We start from the raw sequence: 26,106 nt of genomic DNA, 5'->3' as shown, positions 1-26,106 counted from the left end.
GGCCTGTTTTTTTCGTGACCGCCGCTAGCGATCGTCGCGCCGGCGAAACGCCCACCACGCGGCGAGCGCGGTAAAGCCCGCGACCAGCAGCACCATCAGCCAGAACCCGTGCTTGTTCTCCGAGAACGGCACGCCGCCGACGTTCATCCCGAAGAAGCCCGCGACGATGTTGATCGGCAGCGCGATCACGGTCACGAGCGTCAGCGTAAACAGCGTCCGGTTGTTCTGTTCGTCGAGGCGCGAACCGATCTCTTCCTGCAACAGCTTGATCCGCTCGTTGAGCCCCGACAGATCGGCGAGCACCAGCGAGAATTCCTCGGTGGACTCGCGCAGCTCCTGCACGTCTTCGGCATGCAGCCACGCGGGCGGCTTCGCGAGCAGCCGGAAGATCGATCCCGGCTCGGGCGCGAGCATGCGCTGCAGCCGCGTGAGCGTACGGCGCATCGCGCCCAGTTCGACGCGATTCGACGTGAGCCGTTGCGACAGGAAGCTGTCCTCGATGCGATCGACGTCGATGCTCGTGCGCCGCATGATCTGGATCAGCAGGTCGGCCTGGTCGCGCAGCAGGTGCACCAGCAGTTCGGCGGGCGAGCGGAACCGCTCGCCGTCGCGCACGCACGCGCGCAGCGTGTCGACCGAGCGCAACGGCTTGAGCCGCGCGGTGACCATGATGCGCCGCTCGACGTGGACGAACAGCGTCGCGATTTCCGACGGCGTCAGCTCGAGGTTGAACATCACGTCGTTGACGACCGCGCGCAGCGCGCCGTCCTCCTGCTCGATGCGCGTCGAGCGCGATCCTTCGTGAAGGAATTCGAAGAAGCTGTCGGGCAGTCCGAGGTGCGTGCGCATCCAGCGCTCGCTCGCGCCGTGCGCGAGATTGAAGTGCAGCCAGACGAAATCGTCCGAGGCTGCCGCATCGTGCTCGCGGCACGTGCGCAGCCATGCGGCAGCCGCGTCGGCATCGAGCATCGCGCCCGATCCGCCCGGAACGAAGCGGAATCCGCACACCATGCCGGACGTATCGGCGCCGTAAGTCTGTACGATCAAGTCCATCGTGTCGAAGGTCGTGCAGCGCGCACCGCGTCGCGCATCGCGCGTCGCGGCGCCACGCCGGGAAATGAAAGGAAACGTATGCCCGACGCATGTGACGATCTCGTGACGCCGTCACATGCGCCCGCCCCGCGCCGGCCGGCCCCAAAAAGCAATGCGCCGCCCAGCGGGCGGCGCATGTGCGACGAGCAGGCCGGCGTGCCGCGCGGCTACTGCCGGGTCTCCGACTGCGCGGCGCTCGGGCACGCCGGATCCTTGCCCCAGTGGCCGTCGCAGACACGCCAGCGGCACAGCTGATCCTCGAAGAAGCCGCGCTCCGAGCATTCCTTCACGCGCGCCGCGAGCGAACCGCCCGTCGTGGCAGCCGCCTTGGTCGGCACGACCTGCGCCTTCTGCGCGGCGAGCTTCTTGTCGGCCGGCTTCGTGCGCGCGACGAGCGCGGCGAGCAGGTCCGCGTCCGGGTCGTCTTTCCCGGCAGGCTTCGCACTCGCGGTACGGGTCGTCGCGTCGCGACGCTTCTTCGCCTGCGCGAGTTCCGCCTGCTGTTCCTTGTGATGCTTGCGGGCCTCCGCCTTCGCGTCGGCCTTCGCATCGGCCTTGCTGCGCGCGGCGACCTTGCCGCCCTGTGCGGCGTCGGCCTTCGCGGATTTCGTCGTCGCCGCGGCGGCGGCCGTCGCGGCGGCCGCGCCGGCCGTGGCTGCACCCGACGCATCGTCCGCACCGTTCGCGAGCGCGCGCGACAAGCGGCTGTTGTCCGCGCCCGACGCAGCCGATGCGGACGCAACGGTCTGGGACGCCGCATCGTCGTTGACGATCGTGGCCGGTTGCGCGGCCGGAGCGGCCGATGCGGCATTCTGCGCGACCTGCACGGCGGCGGCGCTGGCGGCGTCCGCCTTCGCTGCCTGCGCGGGGGCGGCGGCCACGACGGCCTGCTCGCCCGAATGCTGCTGCCAGCGCCATGCCCCCCAGCCGCCGACGGCGACCACGAGCGCGACGACGGCCGCGATCGGCGCCTTCAGCGAACGGCGTGGCGCTTCGGCCGGCGGCGTGACACGTCCTTCCAGATTCGCGAGAATGCGCGACTGTTGCGCTCCGCCCTCGCCTGCCGGCTTGGTATCGGACAGCAGGCTCGGCGGGGTTTTCGAATTTGAATTTTCCGGCGCACTCATTCAGCGTCTCATTGAATCCTGGTTTAATTCACCGCGATAATATAGCCCGGCCTCTCAAAGCAGCCTGATTCTAAGAGCAAGCATTGCAAAACACAATCAATTCCAATTTCCGGGGATTTCGTTGATTGCCGTCGCACTCGTCGTCTATTTCGCCCTCGCCGTCGCGGTTGCGGCACTGTTGCTTTTACCGGGTATCCGGGCGACGGTTTTCGAATCCGTCGCCCAGTTTCACGGCCGCCTGACGCGCCGTGCGAGCGATCGCGCCGCACGCACGCGAAGTCAAATTGTTAAATCGGCAAGCGTTACGCGCGGCGCATTAAGCGATGTGCAAAATTTACTGATTCGGCGGCGCTTGATGATTATGGTATCGGCAGGTATTCTTGCGACGCCGCCATTGGTGGCCATTGCGTTACGCGGTCGGCAATTGTTTCAGTACGACGACACGGCGCGCGTGCCGGACGAGAAGATCGCCGCGCTGTTGCAGGGCGAACAACTCGTGCCGCCCCCGCCGTTGCCGCCGGAAGTCTTTGCCACGAAGGAAGTCGAACAGGTGCGGCCGGCACTGAAGGATGCGAGCCGCGACTGGAACCTGCTGGATCCCGATTTCCGCACGCGTTTGCTGCTGGTCTACAAGATCATGCACGAACAATATGGTTACGAAATGGCGCTGCTGGAAGGTTATCGGAGCCCGGAACGTCAGAACCGGCTCGCGCAAATGGGCACCAACGTGACCAATGCGGCGGCCTTCCAGAGTTATCACCAGTTCGGGCTCGCGGCCGACAACGCATTTCTGCGCGATGGCAAGCTGGTCATTTCCGAGAAAGATCCCTGGGCGATGCGCGGCTACCAGTTGTACGGACAGGTTGCCGAGCAGGTCGGCCTGACCTGGGGAGGCCGATGGAAAATGATGGACCTCGGACACGTGGAATACCATAAACCCGGTTTTAAACTGGGACGCGGCAGCTAGTCAGGGCTGCCGGACAAGAAATAATGAGGGCGGCATGGGGCTTTTTAATCACCCGGCAGGAAACGATTTGGGCGGCGCAATCGATCGGGCATTCCGTTGCGCGATTTTTTCAGGCCGCCGCTTCCGTTTAAATTCTCACAGCGTCCTTTCATTATTGCGCGCGCCTTCTCCGATGCCGCGGGCGCACTGATGCCAGCCCCCTTCATCCCGTTTGACAGCATGGCGACACATCGCGGCGCCACGCTTGCCGCTCGGCGCGCCTGCGTCGCCTCACCGAATCGCACCGGAACCTGAACGTCCTATGCAACGCATCCTCAACGTGCTGACTCATCCGCGTACGCTCTCGATCGTCGGGATCGTCGCGCTAGCGGCGATTCTCTTCATCGTCGCCGACATGCTGCAGCTGCCGCTCCTGTGGGCGGCAGTCGCCTTCGCGGCGATCCTCGTGCTGTGGCTCGGCGTCGCGCTGGTGCGCCGCTGGCGCGTGAAGCGCGCGAACCAGCAGCTCGGCCAGGTGCTCGAAGAGCAGGCGGAAACCGGCAAGATCGCCGCGCCGGCCGCGGCCGCGCTGGCCCCCGACACGAAGACCGCCGACCTCGACGTGCTGCGCACGCGCCTGTCCGACGCGGTCAAGACGATCAAGACGTCGAAGATCGGGCAGGTGTCGGGCGGCTCCGCGCTGTACGAGCTGCCGTGGTACATCGTGATCGGCAACCCGGCCGCCGGCAAGAGCAGCGCGGTGCTGAACTCCGGCCTGCAGTTTCCGTTCGCGGACAAGAACAGCGCCGTGATCCACGGCATCGGCGGCACGCGCAACTGCGACTGGTTCTTCACGACCGAAGGGATTTTGCTCGACACGGCGGGCCGCTACTCGGTGCACGAGGAAGACCGCAGCGAATGGCTCGGCTTTCTCGGCCTGCTGAAGCGCTACCGCCCGAAGGCGCCGATCAACGGCATCATCGTGACCGCGAGCATCGCCGAACTCACCGGCAACCGCCCCGAATTCGCAATCAACCTCGCGAAAAACCTCCGCCAGCGCGTTCAGGAGCTGACGGAAAAGCTCGAGGTGTTCGCGCCGGTCTACGTGATGTTCACGAAGGCCGACCTGATCACCGGCTTCACCGAATTCTTCAGCAGCAGCGACAAGCACGAATACGACCGCGTGTGGGGCGCCACCCTGCCCTACGAGCCTGACGACAAGCGCGACGTCGTCGCGCAGTTCGACACGCACTTCGAGGAGCTGTACGAAGGACTGAAGGAAATCAGCGTCGCGCAGCTGTCGCTGTCGCGCGGCAACCAGCTGTCGCCGGGCCAGCTGAGCTTCCCGCTCGAATTCTCGACGATCAAGCCGTCGCTGCGCGCGTTCCTCGCGACGCTGTTCGAGAACAACCCGTTCCAGTACAAGCCGATCTTCCGCGGCTTCTACTTCACCAGCGCGCTGCAGGAAGGCGAAACCAACAGCGCCGCCGCGCAACGCATCGCGCAGCGCTTCGGCCTCGACGCGACCGCGCTGCCGAAGCCGCACAGCGCGTTCTCGAAGAACGGCTTCTTCCTGCGCGACCTGTTCTCCAAGGTGATCTTCGCGGACCGCCAGACCGTGCGCCAGTTCGCGAGCCCGACCAAGACGCGGCTACGCTACGCCACCTTCTTCGGCTTCGTCGCGGCGCTCGCGCTCGCGCTCGGCGGCTGGACCTGGTCGACGATCGGCAACCAGCAGCTCGTCGCGAACGTGCAGGCCGACCTCGACAACGTCACGCGCCTGCAACAGGGCCGCAACGATCTGCAGTCGCGCCTGCAGGCGATGGACATCCTCGAGGACCGCATCGAGCAGCTCGAACAGTTCCGCCGCGACAAGCCGATGTCGGTGTCGCTCGGCCTGTACCAGGGCGACCGGCTCGAGCAGCACCTGCTGACCGAGTACTACAACGGCGTGCGCCAGATCCTGCTGGCGCCGGTCTCGCAGAACCTCGCGTCGTTCATGAAGGACGTGAACGCGCATCCCGAACAGCTCGTGCCGATGACGCGCCCGCCCGAATCGGGCGCCGTGCAGGGCGGCGCGATTCCCGTGTCGACGAACCCGCCGGGCGCCACGCCGCTCGCCGGCGCCGCGCAAGGCGCATCCGCCGCGCCGGCCGCCGCGCCGCAGCAGCCGGCGGCACCGCAGGGCGGGCTGTACAGCGACGCATCGCCGACCAACGTGCAGGACGCGTACAACGCGCTGAAGACCTACCTGATGCTGTCCGACAAGCGTCACGTCGAACAGGCGCACCTGACCGACCAGCTGGCCCGCTTCTGGCGCGGCTGGCTCGAGACGAATCGCGGCAACATGCCGCGCGACGAGATGATCAAGAGCGCCGAGCGCATGATCTCGTTCTACCTCGCGCGCGTGAACGATGACGACTGGCCGATGATCGACGCGAACCTCGCGCTCGTCGACCAGACCCGCGAGAACCTGCGCCGCGTCGTGCGCGGCATGCCGGCTCGTCAGCGCGTCTACGAAGAAATCAAGGCGCGCGCGTCGACCCGCTTCGCGCCGATGACCATCGCGCGCATCGTCGGCGACGGCAACCAGGGGCTGGTCGCCGGCAGCTATGCGATTCCGGGCACCTTCACGCGCGAAGCGTGGTTCGACTACGTGCAGCCGGCGATCCGCGACGCGGCGACCAAGGAGCTGCAGGCGAAGGACTGGGTGCTCAACACCTCGACGCAGGACGACCTGACGCTGGAAGGCAGCCCCGAACAGATCCAGAAGACGCTCGTCGGGATGTACAAGACCGAGTACGCGCAACACTGGCAGAAGTTCATGCAGGGCATCGCGGTGCAGGGCTTCACGAGTTTCGGGCAGGCCGTCGATGGGATGAACCGCCTGGGCGACCCGCAGGATTCGCCGATCCGCAAGATCCTCGAGACCGCGTACGACCAGACGTCGTGGGACAACCCGTCGCTGGCGAACGTCACGATCAAGAAGGCGCAGACCGGCGTCGTGAACTGGGTCAAGCAACTGTTCACGCGCTCGCAGGCCGGCCAGATGGCGGCGGCGAACATCGACATCAACGGCAATCCGGCCGAGGTGCCGATGGGTCCGATCGGCCAGGAGTTCATCGGGCTCGCGCGGATCGTCGCGACGCACGACGGCACGTCGATGCTCAAGGGCTACATGGATTCGCTGTCGAAGGTCCGCACGCGCTTCAACGTGATCAAGAACCAGGGCGACCCCGGCCCCGGCGCGCGCCAGCTGATGCAGCAGACGCTCGACGGCAACGGCTCGGAACTGGCCGATTCGCTGAAGTTCGTCGACGAGCAGATGCTGACCGGCCTGACCGACTCGCAACGCAAGTCGCTGCGCCCGCTGCTGGTGCGTCCGCTGATGCAGGCGTTCTCGGTGGTGATCCAGCCGGCCAGCGCCGAAGTCAACAAGGTGTGGAACGCGCAGGTCTACCAGCCGTTCCAGAACTCGCTCGCGACCAAGTATCCGTTCGCGGCGAACGCGAAGGTCGAGGCCGGCGCCGGTGAAATCGCGCAGGTGTTCGGGCCGGACGGCGCGATCGCGAAGTTCGTCGGCACGACGCTGGGCCCGCTCGCGGTGCGCCGTGGCGACACGCTCGCGGCCCGCACGTGGGGCGACATGGGCATCGGCCTCACGCCGGACTTCACGAACGGCTTCGCGCGCTGGGTCGCGCCGCTTTCCGGCGGCGCGGCAGGCGGCGCGGCAGGCGGCGCGGCCGCCGCGGCCGAACCGCAGACCGTGTTCCAGATCCTGCCGCAGCCGAGCACGGGCACGACGGAATACACGATCGCGATCGACGGGCAGCAGCTGCGCTACCGCAACACGCCGCCGCAGTGGACCAACTTCGTGTGGCCGAACCCGCAAGGGTCGCCGGGCGCGACGCTGTCCGCAACGACCTTCGACGGCCGCACCGTGCAACTCGTCAACGAGCCCGGCCGCTACGGTCTCGAGAAGCTGATCAACTCGGCGCAGCGCAAGCGCCGCCCGGACGGCACCTTCGACCTCACGTGGGCGCAAGGCAGCGTCAACGTGTCGGTGACGATGCGCATCATCAGCACGTCGCAGCCGACCAGCGGCGGCGGCGACCAGCCGCAGCAGCAAAGCCTGCGCGGCCTGCAGCTGCCGTCGTCGGTTGCCGACGCGAGCGCGGGCGCCGCGCAGAACGCGACGCAGGCCGCCAACGGCGCGCCGGCCGCGGCACCGGCACCGGCACCGGCCGTCGCGGCCGCCGCCGCAACGAATGCACAGGGGGCGCAATGACGCAAACCGTTCAGGCGCAGATCGCCTACTTCGGCAAGATTCCGTCGCGCGGCGACTTCGTGAAGAGCCCGCACAACCCGCAGCTGCTGCAGACGCTCGATCGCTGGATCGCGCAGGCGCTCGAGCTGCTCGCGGAAGATCCGCGCTGGAAGATCGTCTACGAGGATGCGAAGCCGATGCATTTCGCGTTCCTCGGCTCGCGCAGCAAGCTCGCGATCGCGGGCCACATGGTCGCGAGCCACGACGTGTCGATGCGCCGCTTCCCGTTCCTCGGCGCGACCGCGCTCGAGGTCGACCGGCCGCTCGCATTCCTCGCGCGCAGCCCGCTCGCGTTCGCGCGGCTGTGGTCGCGCGTGGCCGCGCAGATGCCGCCGCTGCTCGCGAAGGAGGAGCCGCCCGGCGCGCTGCAGGCGCTCGGCGACACGCAGGTGCCGATCGACATCGGCGGCCCGGGCACGTCGCATGACGGCACCTTCAACGACTTCGTCGAACACCAGTCGCTGTACGGCCTTCAGCAGATGCTGCTCGAAAGCGGCCATCCGGTCCGGCTGCGCGGCGCGATGCTCGCGCTCGGCTCGCTGTTGCGGCCCGTGATGCAAAGCGGCTCGTCGCACATCGAGCGCGGCCTGACGCTGCCGCTGCCGGTCGACCCGTTCTATCGCAGCCTCGTCGCCGCGTTCTGGCTCGAACTGATCGCGCCGTTCGTCGCGCAGGCCGACTTCGAGCTCGCGATCTTCATCGGCACGATCGCCGAGCGCGAACGGCTGATCATCGGCTTCAACGGCGCGTCGTCGAAGACGCTGCTGAGCGTCGTCGACCCGCAAACCTACGCCGCCCACAACATCGACATCGACGATCCCGAATGGATCGACGCCCATGCGCAAAACGATCAACGGATCAGCAAGCTCGTCAGCTATCTCGACCAACCGCAACTCTCGCTGCGCGTCGCCATCGACGCGTTCCGCGAAGCGTTCATCGGAGGCTGACCGGATGCAACGCACGACTCACGCCCGCCTGTCGCCCTTCGTCGTCGCCCTCGCGACCGCCGGCCTCGTCGCCAGCGGCGCGGCCTGCGCGCAGAACACCGGCGGCGCGACCGTCACGCCCGTCGGCAACGGCACCGTCGCGGCCGCCGCCCTGCCCGCCACGCCAAACGCCGGCGCCGCACCGGGCACGGCGTCCGGCACGGTGGTGCACGGCACCGCCGGCACGATCACGCCGCCGCCCGCGAACGCGACGCCCGGCCAGGTGGTGGTCGGCGGCAAGGTGCCCGACGAGGCAACCAAGGCCGCCGTGCTGCAAAAGCTGCGCGACACCTACGGCGCCGCGAACGTGGTCGACCAGATCGAGGTCGGCGACGTCGCGACGCCGCCTAACTGGAGCGCGAACGTGCAGAAGCTGCTCGGCGCGCAGCTCAAGCAGATCAGCAAGGGGCAGCTGAAGATCAACGGCACGCAGATCGAGATGAAGGGCGAGGTGCACAACGAGGCGCAGCGCCAGCAGCTCGCGAGCGACATGGCGAATACGCTGAATCCGACCTATACGATCAAGAACGGGCTGCGCGTGTCGGCGTCCGAGCAGGGGCTGCTCGACCAGACGCTGGCCAATCGCACGATCGAGTTCGAGACGGGCAGCGCGACGCTCACGCCGCAAGGCAAGCAGATTCTCGACCAGATGGCGGCCGCGCTGTCGAAGATGCAGAACCGCACGGTCGACATCATCGGCCACACCGACAACTCGGGAAACCGGACGTCGAACATCGCGCTGAGCCAGGCGCGCGCGGATGCGGTGAAGGGTTATCTGATCACGAAGAGTATCCCGCCGCAGCAGATGACGACGACAGGGGTCGGGCCGGATCAGCCGATCGCGCCGAACGATACGGCGGAGGGGCGGGCGAGGAATCGGCGGATCGAGTTCAGGGTGGGGCAGTAACCGAAATGGCGACCCGTGTACATGGGTCGCCGGCCGATTCCGGCACGAGCAAGAAGCGATCTGATTTTCTGGCGGCGAGGGCTGACAGATCGTGGCCTACGTCGCTCGTTGCAGATGATACGTTCGACATCACGCGACATTCGCCCGCAGGGAAATGCGGCCTATTCGGCCACCAGCACACGCTTGCCATGCTGGTTCTCGATCCGCTTGGGCAAGGCGATCATCAATACGTAGTTGCGCACGAGCAAGCTGACGAACAGCAATGCCAGCGGCATGCTCATTGCGGCCAAAAACAGCAGCACGCCGTTTGCCCCGAAACCCGACGAAAGCAGGCGACCCAGTATCAGGTAAAGCGGCGCCAGCCCGACCACGATATGTCGGCCTAATTTCGGGATGGCGGAAGGTTCCTTGTGATGCCGCTCGAACTCCGTCACTCCACGCTGGACGTCATAAACGACGAACTCGCCGCGATCGTCGAATACGTTGCCGACAAAGGGTGTTGCATCGACCGTATGACACACGCTGCGGTACGCCATTGCCGCCCAGAAAATGTTCAGCACGATGCCGCCGATCAATCCCGGCCAACGCGCCAAGGCGGGCATGGGCGCAAATATGAAGAAGCAGAAGTATCCGAATATGCCGAAAAAGTAGTACGTCGCGAACGTGCCCAGCGACATGACCAGTCCGTAGGCGAACAACTCGTTCGTGCCGCGGTACCTCAAATGGATGAGCAGGAGTCCCGTACAGCAACCCAATGCAACCAGAACGCCGATCCTCCACGGCCAGGTCGATATCCGCAATTCGTCCGTATAGGCAGCGTACGATATCCCTGCGCCAAGCAAGGGCAACGCCATACACAGCGGCACGGCTTTCCGCACCATCGCCAGTACGTGATCAGGCCGGAGCCGATCGACACCGCTCATACATAAGCGCCGACATCGTTGATGTGTCACCCGCGTTCGTATCACATGGTTTGACGTGCTGTTGTTGCATCAGTTATGGGCCCGCGTTCGTTCCGTCGCGCTGACGGAAGTCACCGGCCCGATCCCCACTAGAACGATGCGTCAGGCGCCATCACCACCGGCTTCCGGTATTTTCGCTCCATCGCATTCGGCAACTGGATCATCGTCACTCCGACCCTGATCATGACGCCGATCAACCAGAGCGATGCAGGGAATGTGATGGCCGCGACAAAGAACAGCACGCCCCCTGTCCCAAAGTACATCGACAGCAGTCGGCTGAGTACCAGAAAGAATGGCGCAAGTGCCATGACGATCCAGGAATGCCATTTGACGAACGGGCTGCGTTCGGCGTAGGTGGCGTCCAGAATCTCGAAGAAGTCCTTCCGGCAGACGATCGCACCGTCAAGGACGTCGAAAGCCCTGCCCTCGAAATCCGATTGCTCGATATGGCGCGTCAGCGCGACGTAGGAAAACACCAGCCAATAGACGCTGAGCCCGCCACCGATCACCAACCCGGCGATCCGGGCAAGAACCGGCATCGGGGCGAAAATGAAGTAGTAAAAGTAAAAGGCGATGCCGATCAACGCATAGGCCGACAGCAAGCTGATCAATCGGAGGCATCCATAGACGATGAATTTCTTCGTGCCCCGGCACACGAGCCAGCAAATCACCGGCGTCGCCACGCATGCCACAGCAATCGCGACACTGATTTGGCCGGGCAGGCTGGAAACGCCGTAATCGAATTTGTAGGCGGTAAACGCGAGTGCAACCGCCAACGCGTTGAGCAGAATCCCGATCCAGACAGCCTGGGCGACGGCCGGTGACAGCGATTTATCCGCGCCGTGAGCGACGGCCTCGTTCCTCATGGCAGGGCTCCAAACATCGGCGAGTAGGGGTTGTAATCCTTGGGCATGTACTTTTCGTAGCTTTCCCCGATCTCACGCAATTTGTTCGCCACCCACTTGGTAAATTCCACTTTCTTGTCTACGTAATTGACGATGTATCCGACGGCAACAGCAACGCCAATCGCGACAGCGACCGTAAGCGCCACCGGCACCGCCGCAATTGCGGCCGCCGACGCAATCGCACCCACCACCAACGACGTCAAAGCCGCCGTGAGTCCTGCGACAACCAGATCAATTCCAATCTTTGCAAAGAGATCGCACAAGTCCTTTCGAGGTTTTCCCGAAGCATCGACCTGCTTGTAGTCGTGATACCACTCCGCGAAGTCCAGCGCGATCGTCAATACAAGTGTAATAACGCCAGCCTTGGTCGTCATCGAGCCCTTGGCACTGCGCCAGGCCGCCTGCGCCATCGATTTCGCCGTCCCGGCACCTCCGGTGATCGCCAGAATCTTCGTATTCTTCACGCTATACTTGGCGGCGGATATTTCTGTTCGGGATCCTATAGTTCCCTTAAATACTACATACCACTTTGGCCCGGCATTTCGGTGAACGATCTTGATCAACTTGAATTTACTCTTCATTAGCTCCCGGATCCATGGCAAATTGTCTCCGACGTATCCAAAAAATCCGGCGACTTGACCGATAATCCAGTTGCGAGTCGCGACGTGGGCCGTATCGATCGCGGTCTCGTCCGCGCCGCCATTTTCCAGCGCCGCGATCAGATCCTTTGGTATCGTCTTCACGTCGACTTCGAATATGTGCATTACTTGCGACGTTTCCACTTGAGCTGTGGGGGCGGCCAGTGGTAGCAACATTCTGCAGCTGTACTCATCGTCGATCGTGGTCATGCCTGACGAAAGTCCGGAAAGACCGAGTTGCCAATTAGGACGATAGGTTGCCTGGCCGACTGCGGCAGTCGACGAGCCGGAAGGGTATTGCCAGAAATTCGCGATTTTGGGCGTGCCGCTCACTCCCGATTGTCCGCCGTAGACGAGCGTAATGGGTTCCGGTTTGGTTTTAGGATCGGAACCGTGGTTGTCGGTGTTCAACAGGAGCATCGAATAGCGCTGAAGCTCCACCCCGTCCTTCTTAAGCACGAGAAACCCCTTGAAATCACGACCGATCCAGATGTGATACCGTTCCCCGTCCTGAAATTTCCCGGTCTTGACTCGTCGCTTCGCATTGGTGTCGTAAAACCAATCCTCGGTAGCCTCGACCGTGTAGTTGTTGCCCTTGTGCAAATGCACCTCAAATACCACGTCCCGATGTTTTCGCAACAGGACCGTGATATCTGTCTCAGCCCAGCAACTGACCGGCTCCCCCGGCAGATCGATACAAACCTGATGTTGAACGAGCGCCTTGCCACCCATTTTCACTCTCCCGTCCGCTTGACCTGACTGGCCACGAACTCGTCAAAATCGATGTTCTTCAATTCCGCCTTGCCTTCCGCGTCGAGCGCGACGCTATGCTCGGTCCCGTCTTCCGTCGTGAACTTGATCGGCTCGCCGTGCGGCACGTTGCCGTCGGCATCCACATAGCGAATCCGCATGTCTGCCTTCTTGCCTTCCGCCTTGAACGTCTTGTGCATGCTCGTCGGCCCGCTGAACGCGTGTTGTCCGCCCTTCACGTCGATCTTGCCCGGTGCATGAATCTCGATGTTGCCACCCTTGATCCGGACATACGCGCCGCCCGACGTCAGCAGAATCTCTTCCTTCGCGACACCTTCGATCGTTGAGGTCGCCGACAGCACCTTGATCGTCTTCTGCGCGACCATCTCGACGTTGTCGTTCTGTGCCTGAATCTCGACGGCGCCTTTCCCGGCAAAGAGCTTCATGCCCGCATTCTGCGCAAAGAGGCTGAGCGTCTCCTTGACGCTCGCCACCAGCGATTTCCCGCTGGCGACATGCGTGCTCTGCCCGCTCACGACATTCACGTGCCGATCCGCGGCGATGTGCGTGCTTTGCTGCGACGCCACCCCAATCCCCGCCGGGCTCGCAAACAGCATCACCGGCTCCTTGAACGCGTTCGCGTTCCCCGTCCCGCCACCGGCCGTCCTGCCCCCGCCCGCGCTCGCGCCCGCCACGCTGTTCTGCGTCGCATCGGTGAACTGCTTCAGCGCCTCGTGCCCCGTGCCGAGGCTCTCCGCCTGATGCATCTCGCTGACCTGCGACATCGACTCGACCAGGCCCTGCGCGTTGACGAGCTGCTGCTTCGCCTCGCTCACGTCGAGCGGCTGGCTGTTCGCCTGCTTCGGATGCGTCGTCACGTACAACCCTTGCCCGGCACGCATCGCGCCGTAAGCATCCGTGCGCAGATCGAAACCGGAGCCGAGATACGCGCCGCGCGTGTTGCCGTTCTGCTCGATCAGGTAACCGAGATGAAGCAGCGAATTCGCGCTGCTGCTGAACAGGCGCGCGCGGTTCTGCCCGGTCGCGTCGTCGAGCACCATCTCGTTGTGCCCCGATCCCGCATACTCCTTCGACCGGAAGCCCGACAAAATGCCGTCGCTGTGCCACTGCGGCTTGACCGCCCCGTTGTATACGCGGTGCATGACGATCGGCCGGTCGCAGTCGCCGCCGATGTAGCCGACCAGCACTTCCTCGCCGACGCGCGGAATATGCACGCCGCCATACCCGCCGCCGGTATCGGACTGCACCACGCGCATCCAGCACGACGCGTTCTCGCGGCCTTCGCTCTGCCGGTCCCAGACGAACATGACCTTGATCCGGTTCAGCTCGTCGGTATAAACCTCTTCGCCCTTCGGGCCGACGACGATGGCCGTCTCGAGCTGCATCGCGGGCTTGCGATGCTCGAACGGGCTGCGATACGGCACGCTCGCGCGCTGCGCCTCGACTTCGACGAGATAGAACCCGGCGGAGCCGTCGTCATGCCCGACCTCGAATGCCGCCGCTTCGCCGTGAGCGGCCTTCGCCTGCGCGAGCCGGCCCTGTAGGCTATGCGGGAAGGTCGCTTCGTGATCGGAAATCGGCAGGTTGTTCTCGATGTACCGCGTGACGCCGATGGCCGCGAACTCGCGATCGCTCTCGGCATCGCGATCGTGCTCGGGATGACCGGTCAGCGTGAAGCGCCGGCCCGCGTCGATACCGCGAACGCCACCCACGCCGAAAAAGCGCTTCGCGCGCGACTCCCACTCCTCGAGGCGGATCTTCGACAGGTGTTCGCCGCGTTCCTGTCCCGGATATGTGTATGCGCCGGTGTATTCGTAGATTTCCGCCTGCTCCGGCAGGTCGCCCTGACCGGACTTCGTCGGCAGCGACGTGCCGTTCGGATTGCCCGCCGACGACGGCGACTTGTAGTCGAACGTGCGCGTCGTGTGCAGCGTGCTTTGCAACGTCCGCGACGCGGCCCATTGCGTGAAACCGGCAGTTTCGGTGCCCGTGCCCGAGCGTTCGAACGTGACGGCATTCGGCGACAGCGCATCGACCGCATGCAGGTCGTCGGTGATGACGAGCGTATGTGCCCGACCGTCTTCGCCGTGCCGCCAGAAACCGAACAGCCCTTCGTCCTCCATCAGGCGATGCACGAAGTTCCAGTCGGTCTCGCTCTGACGGCAATACGAGCGCGACGGCAACGGCTTCGACAGCGCGAACCGGTATTGGCCGCGCGCCTGCGGGTGCATGTCGAACACGTCGGAGAGAATCGCGTCGACCGGCTTGTCCTGCCAGTAGCGCATGTCGCTGCGGAACTTGAGGAAGTGCATCCACGACGCGAAGCCGACCTGGTAACTCGACAGGCTGCCGTCGGCGCCGAGCCGGCGCGCCGTATGGATATAACCGTTGATCGGCCGATACGATTTGTCCGCCTGCTGGATCCACAGCGTGATCGGCTGCGCGATCAGCGTCTTGAGCTCGACGTCGCTCGCGGTCGACACCAGGTCGAGCATCACGCTGAAATCGCGGCCGAGCTCCGAGCGCGTCACGGCGCGGCGCGGCACGAGCGCATTGTTCGGCAGCGACGGGATGTCCGTCTTCAGCAGGCGGTCCTGCTGAATCAGGCCACCGCGGAGCGCCTGCGCCAGTTCGGTCACGTTCATCGTCACCCTTCTTCTCGTTCATCGCGAGCCCGCCGGGCCCGCGCTCTCAGGTCAAAACGTCATCGCTTACGACTGTTCGTCGGGCCTCACCCCGAGCAGTTCGCGAATGTGCGACAGCGATCCGTCGTCCTTCACCACGCTCTCGAGCCATTTGTGCAGCGGCATGTCGGCCCATTCGGCTGCCTTGTCCGCGAGATATGCGACAGGGCTGTGCGGCTCGGTCTGGCGGAAGTAGCGCGCGACGGCACGCAGCTGGTCGACGGCCTGCGCACGGTTCTGGATGCCGGCGATCATCTGCGTCACCGGCGGACGCGGAGCGGTCTGCGACTGCACGTGAGTCTCCTCGCTGTGGAACGTGTCGCCGAAGCTCGGCTCGATACGCTCGGGCTGCGCCTGCGGCGCCGACGGCGCATGCGGCGCGCTGCCCGTGTAACCCTGTTCGCGCGCGAAGCGCTCGACGAGCCGGTACACGGTCTCGAACGCGTCGCGCGCCTGCCGGAAGCTCGGCGCCGAATCGCCGGCGCGTTCGACGAGCCGCTCCTCGAATGCGTCGAGCGCGAATTCGAACGCCTTCAGGTTCGCGAGCAACGTCGTGTAGAACGCGATCGGCGTCACGCGCCGCGACGCATCGACCTGCTCGACCGACGGCTTGCCGCGCGCGATGTCGTCCGCGTGTTCGGGATCGCGTCTCACGGCCTGCGCGACGTGCTGCGCAACTTCCCAGTCGAGCGTGGTGAACGCGTTCGACGCGCCCTCCGTCACCGGAATGCCGCGCAGCAGCTCCGCCGTGCGCCCGGACAGCCACGCGACGTTGCCGAGCCGGTATTCGATGTCGTCGCCCTCGGGCAGCGGATGCACGGTGTCCCAGTAGTCCCGGCACAGGCCTTCCAGCAGCGCATAACCTTCGGTGAGGCCGGTGATGCCGTCCTCGAGCGCGAGCGCCTCGGTCAGCCACACGGCGAGCCGCAAGTCCTTGGTGCGCGTGCGAAGCAATTCGCCCGCGCGATCGACGACGAAGCCCCAGTCGGCCTCCTTGATCTCGGTGACCCATTCGCCCTGGTCGAGCGTGGGATCGTCATAGCGTCGCGCGTCCTGGATCGCGTCGAATTCGTTCGAGAACAGCAGGTCGTCGCCGCTGGGCGACGCATCGCTGATCGGCGTCAGCAGCTCGGGGAGATTGATCGGCATGGTTCAGTGAATCCGTTGATGCATCAGATGTCGCGCGCGGCGGCTCATTCGACCGTGTACGCGAATTCGCCGGCCTCGTCCGCGCGCACCGCGATGCGCGCGATGGCCGCGCCGTCGGCGATCCGGCCGAGCACGTGGCCCGCGATCTCCGGCAGCAGCGTGCCGTTCAGGATATGGTCGACGTTGCGGGCGCCCGAGTCGACCTCGGTGCAGCGCGCGAGCACCGCGTCGACGAGCGATTCGTCCCACTCGAACGCGGCCTTGTGGTTCGCCTCGATGCGGCGGCGGATCCGTTCGAGCTTCAGCTCGATGATCTCGGCCAGCACGTCGTCGGAAATCGGGTAGTACGGCACGACTTTCATCCGGCCGAGGAACGCCGGCTTGAACGCCTTGTACAGCTGCGGGCGCAGCGCCTCGGCGAGCGCGTCCGGGTCCGGCAGTTCCTCGGCCGGCTTGTTCAGGCACGCCTGCATCACCGCGGCCGATCCGACGTTCGACGTCAGGATGATCAGCGTATTGCGGAAGTCGATCTCGCGCCCTTCGGCGTCGTCCATCGTGCCCTTGTCGAACACCTGGAAGAACATCTCGAGCACGTCCGGGTGCGCCTTCTCGACCTCGTCGAGCAGCACGACGGAATACGGATTGCGCCGCACGGCCTCGGTCAGCACGCCGCCCTCGCCGTAACCGACGTAGCCCGGCGGCGAACCCTTCAGGCCGGACACGCTGTGCGCTTCCTGATATTCGCTCATGTTGATCGTGACCATCTTGCGCTCGCCGCCGTACAGGATGTCGGCCAGCGCGAGCGCGGTCTCGGTCTTGCCGACGCCCGACGGCCCGACGAACATGAACACGCCGCGCGGCTTGTTCGGATCCTCGAGATTCGCGGTGGCGGTGCGCACGCGTTGCGCGATCGCCTCCAGCGCATGGTCCTGGCCGATCACGCGGGCGGTCAGCAGCGCCTGCAGGTTCAGCACGGTGTCGATCTCGTCCTTCACCATCCGGCCGAGCGGAATGCCGGTCCATGCGGCGACGATCTCGGCCACCACGTGGCCGTCGACCTGCAGCGGCACCATCGGCTCGCCGCCCTGCAGCGCGTGCAGCGCCGCGACGCGTTCGGCCAGCTTCTCGCGGGTGGCCGGCACGTCGACGGGCTCGCCGTCTTCGGACGGGCCGCGTGCCTTGTCGAGCGTCTCGCGCAGCGCGGTGATCTCGGCGACGATCGCGCGCTCGGCTTCATAGCGCGCCTCGTCCTCGGTCAATTGCGCGAGCGCCGCGTCGCGTGCGCCGCGCAGCTCGCCGAGCCGCTCGTCGTGCGTCGCGCCGCCTGCCGCTTCGCGCTCCAGCGACGCGATTTCCGCGTCGATGCGCTCGATGCGCTTCTTCGTGTCGTCGATCGCCGCCGGCGTCGCGCTGTGCGCGAGCGCGACCTTCGCGCACGCGGTGTCGAGCACGCTGATCGCCTTGTCCGGCAGCTGGCGGCCGCTGATATAGCGATGCGACAGGCGCACGGCCTCGGTGATCGCGTCGTCGAGAATCCGCACGTTGAAGTGCTTCTCCATCAGCCCGGACATCCCGCGCAGCATCGCGGCCGCGAGCGGTTCGCTCGGCTCCTCGACCTTCACGACCTGGAAGCGCCGCGCGAGCGCGGCGTCCTTCTCGAAATACTTCTTGTATTCGCTCCACGTCGTCGCGGCGATCGTGCGCAGTTCGCCGCGCGCGAGCGCCGGCTTCAGCAGGTTCGCCGCGTCGTTCTGGCCGGCCTGGCCGCCCGCGCCGATGATCGTGTGCGCTTCGTCGATGAACAGGATGATCGGGTGCGCGCTCTTCTTCACCTCGTCGATCACGCTCTTCAGACGGTTCTCGAACTCGCCCTTCACGCTGGCGCCGGCCTGCAACAGGCCCATGTCGAGCACGTGCAGCGCGACGCCGCGCAACGGCGGCGGCACGTCGTCCGCCGCGATCCGCAGCGCGAGGCCTTCGACGACGGCCGTTTTGCCGACGCCGGCCTCGCCGGTCATGATCGGGTTGTTCTGGCGGCGGCGCATCAGGATGTCGATCGCCTGGCGGATCTCGGCTTCGCGGCCGATCACCGGGTCGATCTTGCCGTCGCGCGCGCGCTGCGTGAGGTTCGTCGTGTACGTGTCGAGCGCGGGCGTCTTCGACGGGCCGGCGGCGGACGCGGCGCCGTGGGCGGCCGGCGCGACGTCGTCGCCGTCTTCCGCATCGGCCTGGCGCGGCTCGGCCTCGCTCGAGCCGGCCATGATCTCGTCGAACTTGTGCTTCAGGTCCGTCACGTTCATTTCCGCGAACTGCGACGACATGCGCTGCGCGAATTGCGCGAGATCGGGCGCGGTGAGCAGCGCGAGCAGCAGGTGCCCGGAGCGGATGCGGCCGAGCTGCGAATCGAGCGACGCGATCAGCCATGCCTGCTCGAACAGCGCGATCAGGTGCACGGAGAACACCGGCGTACGCGTGTTGCCCGTCTTCAGGCGCGTGAGTTCGCGCTCGAGATCGGCGCGCAGCGCATGCGGATCGACACGGCTCGCGCGCAACGCGAGCGGCAGGTCGCCCGTCGCCTCGTCGAGCAGTGCGAGGAACAGGTGCTCCAGATCGACTTCGTAATGGCCGCGCGCCAGGCACGCGCTCGCCGCGCGCTCGGTCGCGTGCCGGCACAGCGGGTTCAGTTTCGTGATCAGGGTCTTCAGAGGCGTGCTCATGGCGTCGATCTCAGGTTCGATTGCTTGTTGTCGTTCGGTATCAGTGAATCACATGCAGTTCGTAGCGGGCGTCGGACCGGTCCTCGGCCGCGTCGCGCGTGCAGAGGAACGCGTCCCAGCCGAGCCGCGAGCCCGCGCCGAGCACGCTCGCGCCCACTTCGGTGCGCTTGAGCACGAGCCTCACCTCGTATTCGAGCGTGACGCCGGCGAGCAGCGTCAGCATCCGCTCGAGCGCGACGGCCTGCGCGCCGCCCGGCAGGAATGCCTCGTAATCGCGCTTGGACAGCGGGCCGACGACGATCCGCGCGCGCATGTCGCGCTGCCAGACGCGTTCGCCGACGAGCGCCGTCGCGCCGAGCACCGCGTTCACCTCGCCGAGCACGCTCAGCTGGTCGGGCGGCACGTCGTACCACTTGCCGACGAACTGGTCGATCTTCACCGGCACGCGGAAATAATCGGACAGCGTGCGCTGCAGGTATGCGGCCGACATCGGCCGGTGCCGCGCGGCGAGCGCGTAACCGGCGACGGCCTCGTCGAGCACGCCACCCGCGCCGGCCGCGAGGCTGTCGCGCACTTCGTCGCTCGGCACGCCGGCGATCGCGAGCAGCAGCGGCAGGTAGCGCTCGTCGCGGTCGAGTTCGTAATGGAACGGCAGCCGGTACTTCTTCCATGCCGCATAGAACAGCGCGGTCGCGCGGTTCGAGAACACGTCGAAGAAGGCGCGCGCTGCATGGTCGCGCTTCAGGTGCTCGCGCGCGACGATCTGCTCGGTGTAGTGCAGCGGCAGCGCGCCTTGCCCGCCGAGCAGCCCGAAGAATGCGGGCGTCAGCTCGACCTGGCCGAGCTTGCCGGCCGCGAGCGCGGCGCCGCGCTCCTCGCCGGAATCGAGCAGCGTGCCGTCGTCGTCGAACGAACGGGCGCCTTCGATCTCGCTCGGCGGAAAGCCGAGCGACAGCGTGTTGCGGAATTCGATGCGCTGCGCGACGACGTCGCCCTGCCGCCATGCACCGGGCGCATCGGACGCCTGCCGCGCGAACAGCCCCTCGAGCACGCGCACCGCCTGGAAGAACTCGAAGCGGTGCGGCTCGTCGAGCAGCGCGTCGACTACGCCAGGATCGATTCGCCGGTCCGGGGCTTGCATCGGATGATCTCCTCGCCGGTGCGCTTCGACACCACGACTAGTTGAACGAAACTGTTGAGGTGCACGTACAGCCCGAAGAAGCTGTCGAGCACGCGCACGAACGATGCGAGACTCGCGCCGACGAAGTGCTCCTCGTCGATCGTCAGGCGGATCTCGATGCCGCGCACGAAGGTCGCGAACGGCTTGCCCGGCAGCCATTGCACGGCGCCGTGCTGCTCGACGCCGGCGAGCCCGTCGATCTGGCGCATCGACACCGCGGTGCGCCGCAGGTCGTACAGCGTCAGCATTTCCTTGAGCGGCGCGAGACCGTGCGCGACCAGCGACACGTGGTTCAGCGCGAGATGCGACACGAGGCGCCAGTGCGCGGCCCGGCCGCGCTCGAAGCGCACGCTCTGCGTCGGGCGCCGCAGCATCGAGATGCCGCTCGTCTGCGCGCCGCCCTCCTGGAACAGGTCGCCGCCTTCGAGGCCGAACGCGAGCATCGACGGCAGGTCGCGGTTCGTGCAGGTTAGGTCGAGGCTCAGCGTATCGGTCTGTGGCGACGTCGGCTCGAAGTCGATGTCGACGATCGAGATCTCGGTTTCATAGCCGGGGCTCTTCTGCGCGACCCAGTCGTTGCGGCGCGCGAACCAGTAATGACCGATGCGCGCCGATTCGCCGTGATGCAGCGAATAGAACGGCCGGAACTCGATCACCGATTCCTCGTGCGCCTGTTGCCGGACGAGCTTCACCGAATCGATCGAATACACCTCGTACGCGAACGCGCGGCGCGCTTCGGCGATCACCGGGTACGACACCGCGCGGTGCGTGATGCGGATCGGCTCGCCGTGCTGGCGGAACAGGTTGACGATCGGCGTGCAGAACAGCCGGAAATGGCTGGACGCGAGCAGCTCGAGCAGTCGCGCGACGTGCGAATCGCTGCGCACGTCCTGCAGCACCAGGTGCAGCGTCGCGCGCTGGCAGCGTCCCGACGCACGCGCGATCGCCGCGAGATCGAAATCGACGAAATCGAATTTGTCCGGGAATGCGAAGTATTCGATGAGCAGGCGATACGCGGGGTGCGATTTCGCCGGGTAGTCGATCAGCGCATCGTCCTCGTCGAAGCCGGCATGCGCGATCGGCAGCTTGCGCAACGGCGTCCAGCGGCCGTTGCGCTCGGGCTCGACGTAGGCGCCGAGCACGTTGACGAACAGGCAGTCGGTCAGCGCGGCGACGAACGACTGCTCGCCGTGCAGGTGCGCGCGCAGCGTCGGCAGCTTCAGCGCGCCGAGATCGAGCTGCGCGGCGAGCGATTCGAACGTGATCGAGATCACGCCCGTCGCGTTGGACGGCAGCACCGTCGCGCTCGGCGCGAGCGCGACCGGCGTGAAGCGCGCCTCCGAGATGCGGATCGGCGCGAGCGTCACGTCGTATGCGGTGCGGAACCGGCACTGCACGCCGCGAATCGGACGGCTCTTCAGCTCGGTGCCGCGGTCGATCACCACCGGTTCGGTCTGCTGGCCGGGCGAGGCCGGCGTGAACTGCGCGATCGAGCACGACGGGAACGGCCGCAGGTAGTGCGGATACAGCACTTCCAGCAGCGCTTCGGTGAATTCCGGGTAGTCGTCGTCGAGCTTCTTGTTGATGCGCGCGCCGAGCAGCGCGAACGATTCGATCATCCGCTCGACGTGCGGATCCTCGCAGTGCTCGCCCGACAGCGCGAGCCGCGCGGCGATCTTCGGATAACGCTCGGCGAAATCTCGCGAATAGCGCCGCAAAAACGATAATTCGCGCTCGTAATACGGCAGCAGCTCTTCCATCGACGACCCCGAACCTCAATATTTCCTGCCGGACCCTGAACCGTCACCGGGCGGTCCGGCCCGCTCGGCGGCTTGATTTACAGCATTCTGGCCGCGCGCGCACGCGTGACCGAATATTGCAGCGTCGATGGCTGCAGCATCGCGTCGAAACTCACCGGCTCCTCGGCCGGATGCACGACCAGCAGCGCCTGGATCGCGAAGTACAGCGCGTTGGTCGACTGCTCGTTCAGCTCGAAGGTCACCTGCACCTGCTGAAGCCGCGGCTCGTGGCGCGCGATGGCCTGCTGGATCGACTTGCAGATGAACGCGCGATCGTAGTGACTCGCGAGGCTCAGCCCCGCGAAATCGTTCAACCCGTAGGTCAGCACCGACTTCTGGCATTCCGGCAGCGCGGCCAGCTCGATTTCCGTGTGCGCGATACGGGTGTTGAGGATCGCCTCGACGTCGCGGGCGACCGTGTTCTTGAGCTCGTCCAGCGACAATTGCCGCATCGCGGCCGAGGCCGGCAGGTGCGGTTCGTCGTCGAACAGCTTGTCGAGAAAGCTGGGTTCGAATCGTTTCATCGGTCGACGTGCAAAAACGGCAACGGGACGCGTGGCGCCCCGTTGCCGCAACCGACCTTACACCGCGTAGGTCTTGTCGTTCTTCGTCAGGCTCCAGGCGCCTTGCGTGTTGCCGCCCTGGTTGCCGCCGATCTTCTGCTGGGTCTGCTTCCACTGCACGGCTGCGTACTTCAGCGAGAACGTCTCGATCGGCAGACCTTCTTCGCGAACGCTCGGTGCGATGCTCGAGATGATCACGTACTTGAGCTTGACTTCCAGATACTGCACGCGCTTGCCTTCACCGTCCGCGCGCGAGAAATGGACCGTCACTTCATCGAACGTGGTGCCGCCCGATGCGTGCTGATACAGCAGCGGGCTCGACGAATCGATTTCCTTCGTGAAAATCATGTCGCCGTGCTCGCAACGCGTCATCGTGTGACCGCCTGCGGTCGATGCCGTTGCCGAACGCGGCTGCACGATCGAGTGATCCCACGATTTCAGCTCGATCCAGCCTTGATGGTCCTTGTCCGCGGATTCGCCCTTCACCGCCGGACTACCAAACTGCAAGTGCATATGTAACATGGCCCTTCGACTCCCCAAAGAGGTGGTTTTAACGTCCTACCCAGGCGGCCCGCCCGGGCGATCTACTCGCTTATGAATTTGCCGGTTTGGGCAGATCAGCGACAAGTCGCAGAGAAATCGAGAGCTCGTCGAGCTGAAAGTGCGGGCGCAGGAACGCGACCGAACGATACGAGCCCGGCTTGCCCGGAATCTCCGACACTTGTATGGATGCCTCGCGCAGCGGGAATTGCGCCTTCTGTTCCTGCGACGCGTTGTCGTCGAGCAGGACGTACTGCGAAATCCACCGGTTGAGGAAAGTCTCCACGTTCTGCGCCGATGCGAAGCTGCCGATCTTGTCCCGCATCATCGCCTTCAGGTAGTGCGCGACGCGCGATACCGAGAAGATGTATTGAAGCTGGGCGGACAGGACGGCATTCGCGTTCGCGCTGTCGGTGCTGTATTTTTTCGGTTTCTGCACCGATTGCGCGGCGAAGAACGCAGCGTAATCCGAGTTCTTGCAATGAACGAGCGGGATGAAGCCGAGGTCGCTCAGCTCCTTCTCGCGGCGATCGGTGATCGCGATTTCGGTCGGGCACTTCAGCGCGACTTCACCGTCGTCGGTCTTGAACGTGTGGGTCGGCAGGTCCTCGACCAGGCCGCCGCCCTCGACGCCGCGGATCGCCGCGCACCAGCCGAAGTCGTCGAACGCGGCCGTCAGGCGTGCCGCGAATGCCCAGGCCGCGTTGCACCACAGGTACTTGTCGTGCTCGGTGCCGTCGACGTCCTCGACGAAGTTGAAGTTCTCCGCGGTCTGGCCGTCCTTCGGATTGAACGGCAGCCGGCCGAGAAAGCGCGGCAGCGTCAGGCCGACGTAGCGCGAGTCTTCCGAATCGCGGAACGACTTCCACTTCGCGTATTCGACCGTGTCGAACACCTTGCCGAGGTCGCGCGGCTTGCCGAGATCGGAGAACGACTCAAGGCCGAGCAGCTCGGGCGATGCCGATGCGATGAACGGCGCGTGCGCGGCGGCCGCGACGTGCGACATCTGCTCGATGAAATACATGTCTTCCGGCTGGCGCGAGATCTCGTAATCGCCGATCAGCGCACCGAACGGCGAGCCGCCGAACGTGCCGAATTCTTCTTCGTAGACCTTCTTGAACAGCGCGCTCTGGTCGAACTCGCTCGCGCCCTTGAAGTCGCGCACGAGGTCGCGCTTCGGCGCGTGCAGCGCCTTGATCTTGATCGTCTGGCCGGTGTTGCTCTCCTTGACCAGATAGTCCATGCCGCGCCACGTGCTTTCGAGGCGCTGGAATTCCGGCGCGTGCATCACCGCGGACAGCTGCGAGGAGATCAGGCGGTCGAGTTCCGCGACGCGCGCGTCGATCGTCGCCGACAGGTTGTCCGACACGATCACCGTGCCGTCGAGCACCTGGTGGACGAGCTCGCCGATCAGGTCCTTCGCACGCGCATGCTCGGAATCGGATTTCGCGACCTTGCTCTTCTCGACGATATCGTCGAGCAGCGAAGTCCCGGCGGCGTATTCCGCGCCGCTCGCTTGGGCCGCAGCCGTTTGCTGGTTCATCTCAACACTCCGTCGTCATTCGCCGTCTTTGTCGCCGCCGGTGCCCTTCGCGAGCTCCTGCAGCTGCTGCGTGTTCTTCAACACCTCGGACAGCAGATCCTCGAGCTTGTCGTTGCCGGCGAGCTTGTTGCGCAGGTCGGCGAGCTTCGAGCGCGCCTCGAGCAGGCGGCGCAGCGGCTCGACCTGTTCGACGACTTCGTCCGGGCTGAAATCCGACAGCGAACGGAACTTCAGGTCGACCGCGAACTTGCCGCCTTCCGGGCTCAGGCGGTTTTCCACCTGGAACGCGGCGCGCGGCTCGATCGCCTTCATCACGTCGTCGAAGTTGTCACGGTCGATGTTGACGAACTTGCGGTCGCGCAGCTTCGGCTGCTCGACTTCCGACTGGCCCGCCAGATCGCCGATGACCCCGACGACGAACGGCAGTTCCTTCACCTCGATCGCATCGCCCTTCTCGACCTCGTAGGTCAGCTGGACGCGCGGCGGCCGTATTTTCTGCAAGCTTTTCTGAATGCTTTCTTTCTTGGCCATCTCGACGGCTCCCAGGTTAGTTGTGGTTATCGCGTCAGTTGCGCTCAGTTGCGCAGCGCGCTGAACGGATCGGCGCCGCCCTTTTGCGGTGCCGCGGCCTGCGGCGGGGCGGCCGGCGTCGGCGCGGTCGTTGCGGCTTCCGCAGCCGGCGCCGCGCCGGGCTTCGGACGATGAATCACACGGCGCGCGGTGCGCGGCTTCGTCACCCGTTGCTCCGGCGGAAACAGCGCGGATTCGCCGAGCGTGTCGCGCAGTTGCTTCGCGAGCGCCTGCGCATCCGACTTCGCATCGCCCGCGAGCGATGCATCCTGGCGCAGCTCGCCGAGCGACTGCGTCGCGATCCGCAGCCCCGCGACGGCGAGCACGCTCTTCGCCTGACGATCGGTCGCGTCGCGCTGCAGTGCCTCCTGCGCGGCGACGATCGCCTGGCCATAGTGGTTCTGCGCAAACTGGATCTGCGCGATGCGCGACCACGGCTCCTCGCGCGTCGGATCCGACTTCGCGAGTTGCTGGTACAGGCCGAGCGCCTTGTCCTGGTCACCCGACTTCGCAACAGCGTCCGCATCGGCCAGCGACTTGTTGAACACCTCGGCAGTCGGCGGCGCCGGCGGCTGGCTCGCACAACCGGCGATCACGCCGCAAGCCAGCACAACCCCAGACAATTTTGCGAAGAGACGGTCTTTCATCGTTATATCCACCGGCGCGTGAGTATTAAAATCGTTGAGAATCTGGTTCTTTT

Annotated in this window: 19 protein-coding genes; 4 read left to right on the top strand and 15 right to left on the bottom strand. The window is 65.4% G+C overall.

What is annotated here, in order from left to right:
• Nucleotides 1-24: 24 nt before the first annotated feature.
• A complete protein-coding gene (locus tag WS51_RS12825; RefSeq protein ID WP_059449774.1) occupies nt 25-1,053 on the bottom strand; it encodes a transporter in 1,029 nt (342 codons plus the stop codon).
• 206 nt (nt 1,054-1,259) lie between these two features.
• Nucleotides 1,260-2,219, bottom strand: coding sequence for a hypothetical protein (locus tag WS51_RS12820; protein ID WP_059805313.1), 960 nt, complete (start codon nt 2,217-2,219; stop codon nt 1,260-1,262).
• A 121-nt stretch (nt 2,220-2,340) separates the two neighbouring features.
• Here WS51_RS12820 and WS51_RS12815 point away from each other — a divergent pair, with 121 nt between their 5' ends.
• The 4 genes from WS51_RS12815 to WS51_RS12800 all read left to right on the top strand — a co-directional run bounded on the left by WS51_RS12815 (nt 2,341) and on the right by WS51_RS12800 (nt 9,385).
• Nucleotides 2,341-3,186, top strand: coding sequence for a M15 family metallopeptidase (locus WS51_RS12815; protein WP_059449776.1), 846 nt, complete (start codon nt 2,341-2,343; stop codon nt 3,184-3,186).
• A gap of 301 nt (nt 3,187-3,487) precedes the next feature.
• Nucleotides 3,488-7,453 carry a type VI secretion system membrane subunit TssM gene (gene tssM, locus WS51_RS12810; RefSeq protein WP_069229278.1) on the top strand — a complete coding sequence of 1,322 codons (3,966 nt, stop codon included), beginning with the start codon at nt 3,488-3,490 and terminating at the stop codon, nt 7,451-7,453.
• Nucleotides 7,450-8,439 (top strand): type VI secretion system-associated protein TagF, encoded by a 990-nt coding sequence (gene tagF / locus WS51_RS12805; RefSeq protein WP_059449778.1) that lies wholly within the window; start codon nt 7,450-7,452, stop codon nt 8,437-8,439. The genes tssM and tagF overlap by 4 nt, the downstream gene beginning before the upstream one ends.
• Nucleotides 8,440-8,443: 4 nt before the next feature.
• A complete protein-coding gene (locus WS51_RS12800) occupies nt 8,444-9,385 on the top strand; it encodes an OmpA family protein (protein ID WP_059449779.1) in 942 nt (313 codons plus the stop codon).
• A 161-nt stretch (nt 9,386-9,546) separates the two neighbouring features.
• Here WS51_RS12800 and WS51_RS12795 read toward each other — a convergent pair whose 3' ends face one another.
• The 13 genes from WS51_RS12795 to WS51_RS12735 form a co-directional block, all read right to left on the bottom strand.
• A complete protein-coding gene (locus WS51_RS12795) occupies nt 9,547-10,308 on the bottom strand; it encodes a hypothetical protein (protein WP_069229277.1) in 762 nt (253 codons plus the stop codon).
• A gap of 128 nt (nt 10,309-10,436) precedes the next feature.
• Entirely contained in the window at nt 10,437-11,213 is a 777-nt protein-coding gene (locus WS51_RS12790) for a hypothetical protein (protein WP_060273740.1), read from the bottom strand.
• Nucleotides 11,210-12,622 (bottom strand): hypothetical protein, encoded by a 1,413-nt coding sequence (locus WS51_RS12785; protein WP_059949155.1) that lies wholly within the window; start codon nt 12,620-12,622, stop codon nt 11,210-11,212. Before WS51_RS12785 ends, WS51_RS12790 begins: the two co-directional genes overlap by 4 nt.
• Nucleotides 12,623-12,624: 2 nt before the next feature.
• The gene (locus WS51_RS12780; protein ID WP_069229276.1) at nt 12,625-15,306 is read right to left on the bottom strand and encodes a type VI secretion system Vgr family protein; all 2,682 of its coding nucleotides are present in this window, start codon (nt 15,304-15,306) and stop codon (nt 12,625-12,627) included.
• Nucleotides 15,307-15,372: 66 nt separating this feature from the next.
• Nucleotides 15,373-16,494 carry a type VI secretion system protein TssA gene (gene tssA, locus WS51_RS12775; protein WP_059545062.1) on the bottom strand — a complete coding sequence of 374 codons (1,122 nt, stop codon included), beginning with the start codon at nt 16,492-16,494 and terminating at the stop codon, nt 15,373-15,375.
• A gap of 44 nt (nt 16,495-16,538) precedes the next feature.
• Nucleotides 16,539-19,211, bottom strand: coding sequence for a type VI secretion system ATPase TssH (tssH, locus tag WS51_RS12770; protein ID WP_069229275.1), 2,673 nt, complete (start codon nt 19,209-19,211; stop codon nt 16,539-16,541).
• A gap of 40 nt (nt 19,212-19,251) precedes the next feature.
• Nucleotides 19,252-20,352, bottom strand: coding sequence for a type VI secretion system baseplate subunit TssG (gene tssG, locus WS51_RS12765; protein WP_069229274.1), 1,101 nt, complete (start codon nt 20,350-20,352; stop codon nt 19,252-19,254).
• On the bottom strand, nt 20,316-22,151 hold the full coding sequence (gene tssF, locus WS51_RS12760; protein ID WP_069229273.1) for a type VI secretion system baseplate subunit TssF: 1,836 nt from the start codon (nt 22,149-22,151) through the stop codon (nt 20,316-20,318). Before tssF ends, tssG begins: the two co-directional genes overlap by 37 nt.
• A gap of 77 nt (nt 22,152-22,228) precedes the next feature.
• Nucleotides 22,229-22,714 carry a type VI secretion system baseplate subunit TssE gene (gene tssE / locus WS51_RS12755; protein WP_044845929.1) on the bottom strand — a complete coding sequence of 162 codons (486 nt, stop codon included), beginning with the start codon at nt 22,712-22,714 and terminating at the stop codon, nt 22,229-22,231.
• A 57-nt stretch (nt 22,715-22,771) separates the two neighbouring features.
• Nucleotides 22,772-23,275, bottom strand: a complete 504-nt coding sequence (locus WS51_RS12750; protein WP_059449787.1) for an Hcp family type VI secretion system effector — start codon at nt 23,273-23,275, stop codon at nt 22,772-22,774.
• A gap of 70 nt (nt 23,276-23,345) precedes the next feature.
• On the bottom strand, nt 23,346-24,836 hold the full coding sequence (tssC, locus tag WS51_RS12745; protein ID WP_059449788.1) for a type VI secretion system contractile sheath large subunit: 1,491 nt from the start codon (nt 24,834-24,836) through the stop codon (nt 23,346-23,348).
• 15 nt (nt 24,837-24,851) lie between these two features.
• A complete protein-coding gene (gene tssB, locus WS51_RS12740; protein WP_059449789.1) occupies nt 24,852-25,367 on the bottom strand; it encodes a type VI secretion system contractile sheath small subunit in 516 nt (171 codons plus the stop codon).
• Between the two features lie 44 nt (nt 25,368-25,411).
• Entirely contained in the window at nt 25,412-26,053 is a 642-nt protein-coding gene (locus WS51_RS12735; RefSeq protein ID WP_059449790.1) for a tetratricopeptide repeat protein, read from the bottom strand.
• Nucleotides 26,054-26,106: the final 53 nt, after the last annotated feature.

It is taken from the genome of Burkholderia territorii (genome assembly GCF_001718335.1).
Lineage (GTDB): Bacteria > Pseudomonadota > Gammaproteobacteria > Burkholderiales > Burkholderiaceae > Burkholderia > Burkholderia territorii.
This window is presented reverse-complemented; position numbering and strand designations above follow the sequence as displayed.

What these genes read in the sequence shown, in the direction of transcription:
- WS51_RS12825 (WP_059449774.1), bottom strand. Translation starts at nt 1,053, where the DNA reads ATGGACTTGATCGTACAGACTTACGGCGCCGATACGTCCGGCATGGTG.
- WS51_RS12820 (WP_059805313.1), bottom strand. Translation starts at nt 2,219, where the DNA reads ATGAGTGCGCCGGAAAATTCAAATTCGAAAACCCCGCCGAGCCTGCTG.
- tssM (WP_069229278.1), top strand. Translation starts at nt 3,488, where the DNA reads ATGCAACGCATCCTCAACGTGCTGACTCATCCGCGTACGCTCTCGATC.
- tagF (WP_059449778.1), top strand. Translation starts at nt 7,450, where the DNA reads ATGACGCAAACCGTTCAGGCGCAGATCGCCTACTTCGGCAAGATTCCG.
- WS51_RS12800 (WP_059449779.1), top strand. Translation starts at nt 8,444, where the DNA reads ATGCAACGCACGACTCACGCCCGCCTGTCGCCCTTCGTCGTCGCCCTC.
- WS51_RS12795 (WP_069229277.1), bottom strand. Translation starts at nt 10,308, where the DNA reads ATGAGCGGTGTCGATCGGCTCCGGCCTGATCACGTACTGGCGATGGTG.
- WS51_RS12790 (WP_060273740.1), bottom strand. Translation starts at nt 11,213, where the DNA reads ATGAGGAACGAGGCCGTCGCTCACGGCGCGGATAAATCGCTGTCACCG.
- WS51_RS12785 (WP_059949155.1), bottom strand. Translation starts at nt 12,622, where the DNA reads ATGGGTGGCAAGGCGCTCGTTCAACATCAGGTTTGTATCGATCTGCCG.
- WS51_RS12780 (WP_069229276.1), bottom strand. Translation starts at nt 15,306, where the DNA reads ATGAACGTGACCGAACTGGCGCAGGCGCTCCGCGGTGGCCTGATTCAG.
- tssA (WP_059545062.1), bottom strand. Translation starts at nt 16,494, where the DNA reads ATGCCGATCAATCTCCCCGAGCTGCTGACGCCGATCAGCGATGCGTCG.
- tssH (WP_069229275.1), bottom strand. Translation starts at nt 19,211, where the DNA reads ATGAGCACGCCTCTGAAGACCCTGATCACGAAACTGAACCCGCTGTGC.
- tssG (WP_069229274.1), bottom strand. Translation starts at nt 20,352, where the DNA reads ATGCAAGCCCCGGACCGGCGAATCGATCCTGGCGTAGTCGACGCGCTG.
- tssF (WP_069229273.1), bottom strand. Translation starts at nt 22,151, where the DNA reads ATGGAAGAGCTGCTGCCGTATTACGAGCGCGAATTATCGTTTTTGCGG.
- tssE (WP_044845929.1), bottom strand. Translation starts at nt 22,714, where the DNA reads ATGAAACGATTCGAACCCAGCTTTCTCGACAAGCTGTTCGACGACGAA.
- WS51_RS12750 (WP_059449787.1), bottom strand. Translation starts at nt 23,275, where the DNA reads ATGTTACATATGCACTTGCAGTTTGGTAGTCCGGCGGTGAAGGGCGAA.
- tssC (WP_059449788.1), bottom strand. Translation starts at nt 24,836, where the DNA reads ATGAACCAGCAAACGGCTGCGGCCCAAGCGAGCGGCGCGGAATACGCC.
- tssB (WP_059449789.1), bottom strand. Translation starts at nt 25,367, where the DNA reads ATGGCCAAGAAAGAAAGCATTCAGAAAAGCTTGCAGAAAATACGGCCG.
- WS51_RS12735 (WP_059449790.1), bottom strand. Translation starts at nt 26,053, where the DNA reads ATGAAAGACCGTCTCTTCGCAAAATTGTCTGGGGTTGTGCTGGCTTGC.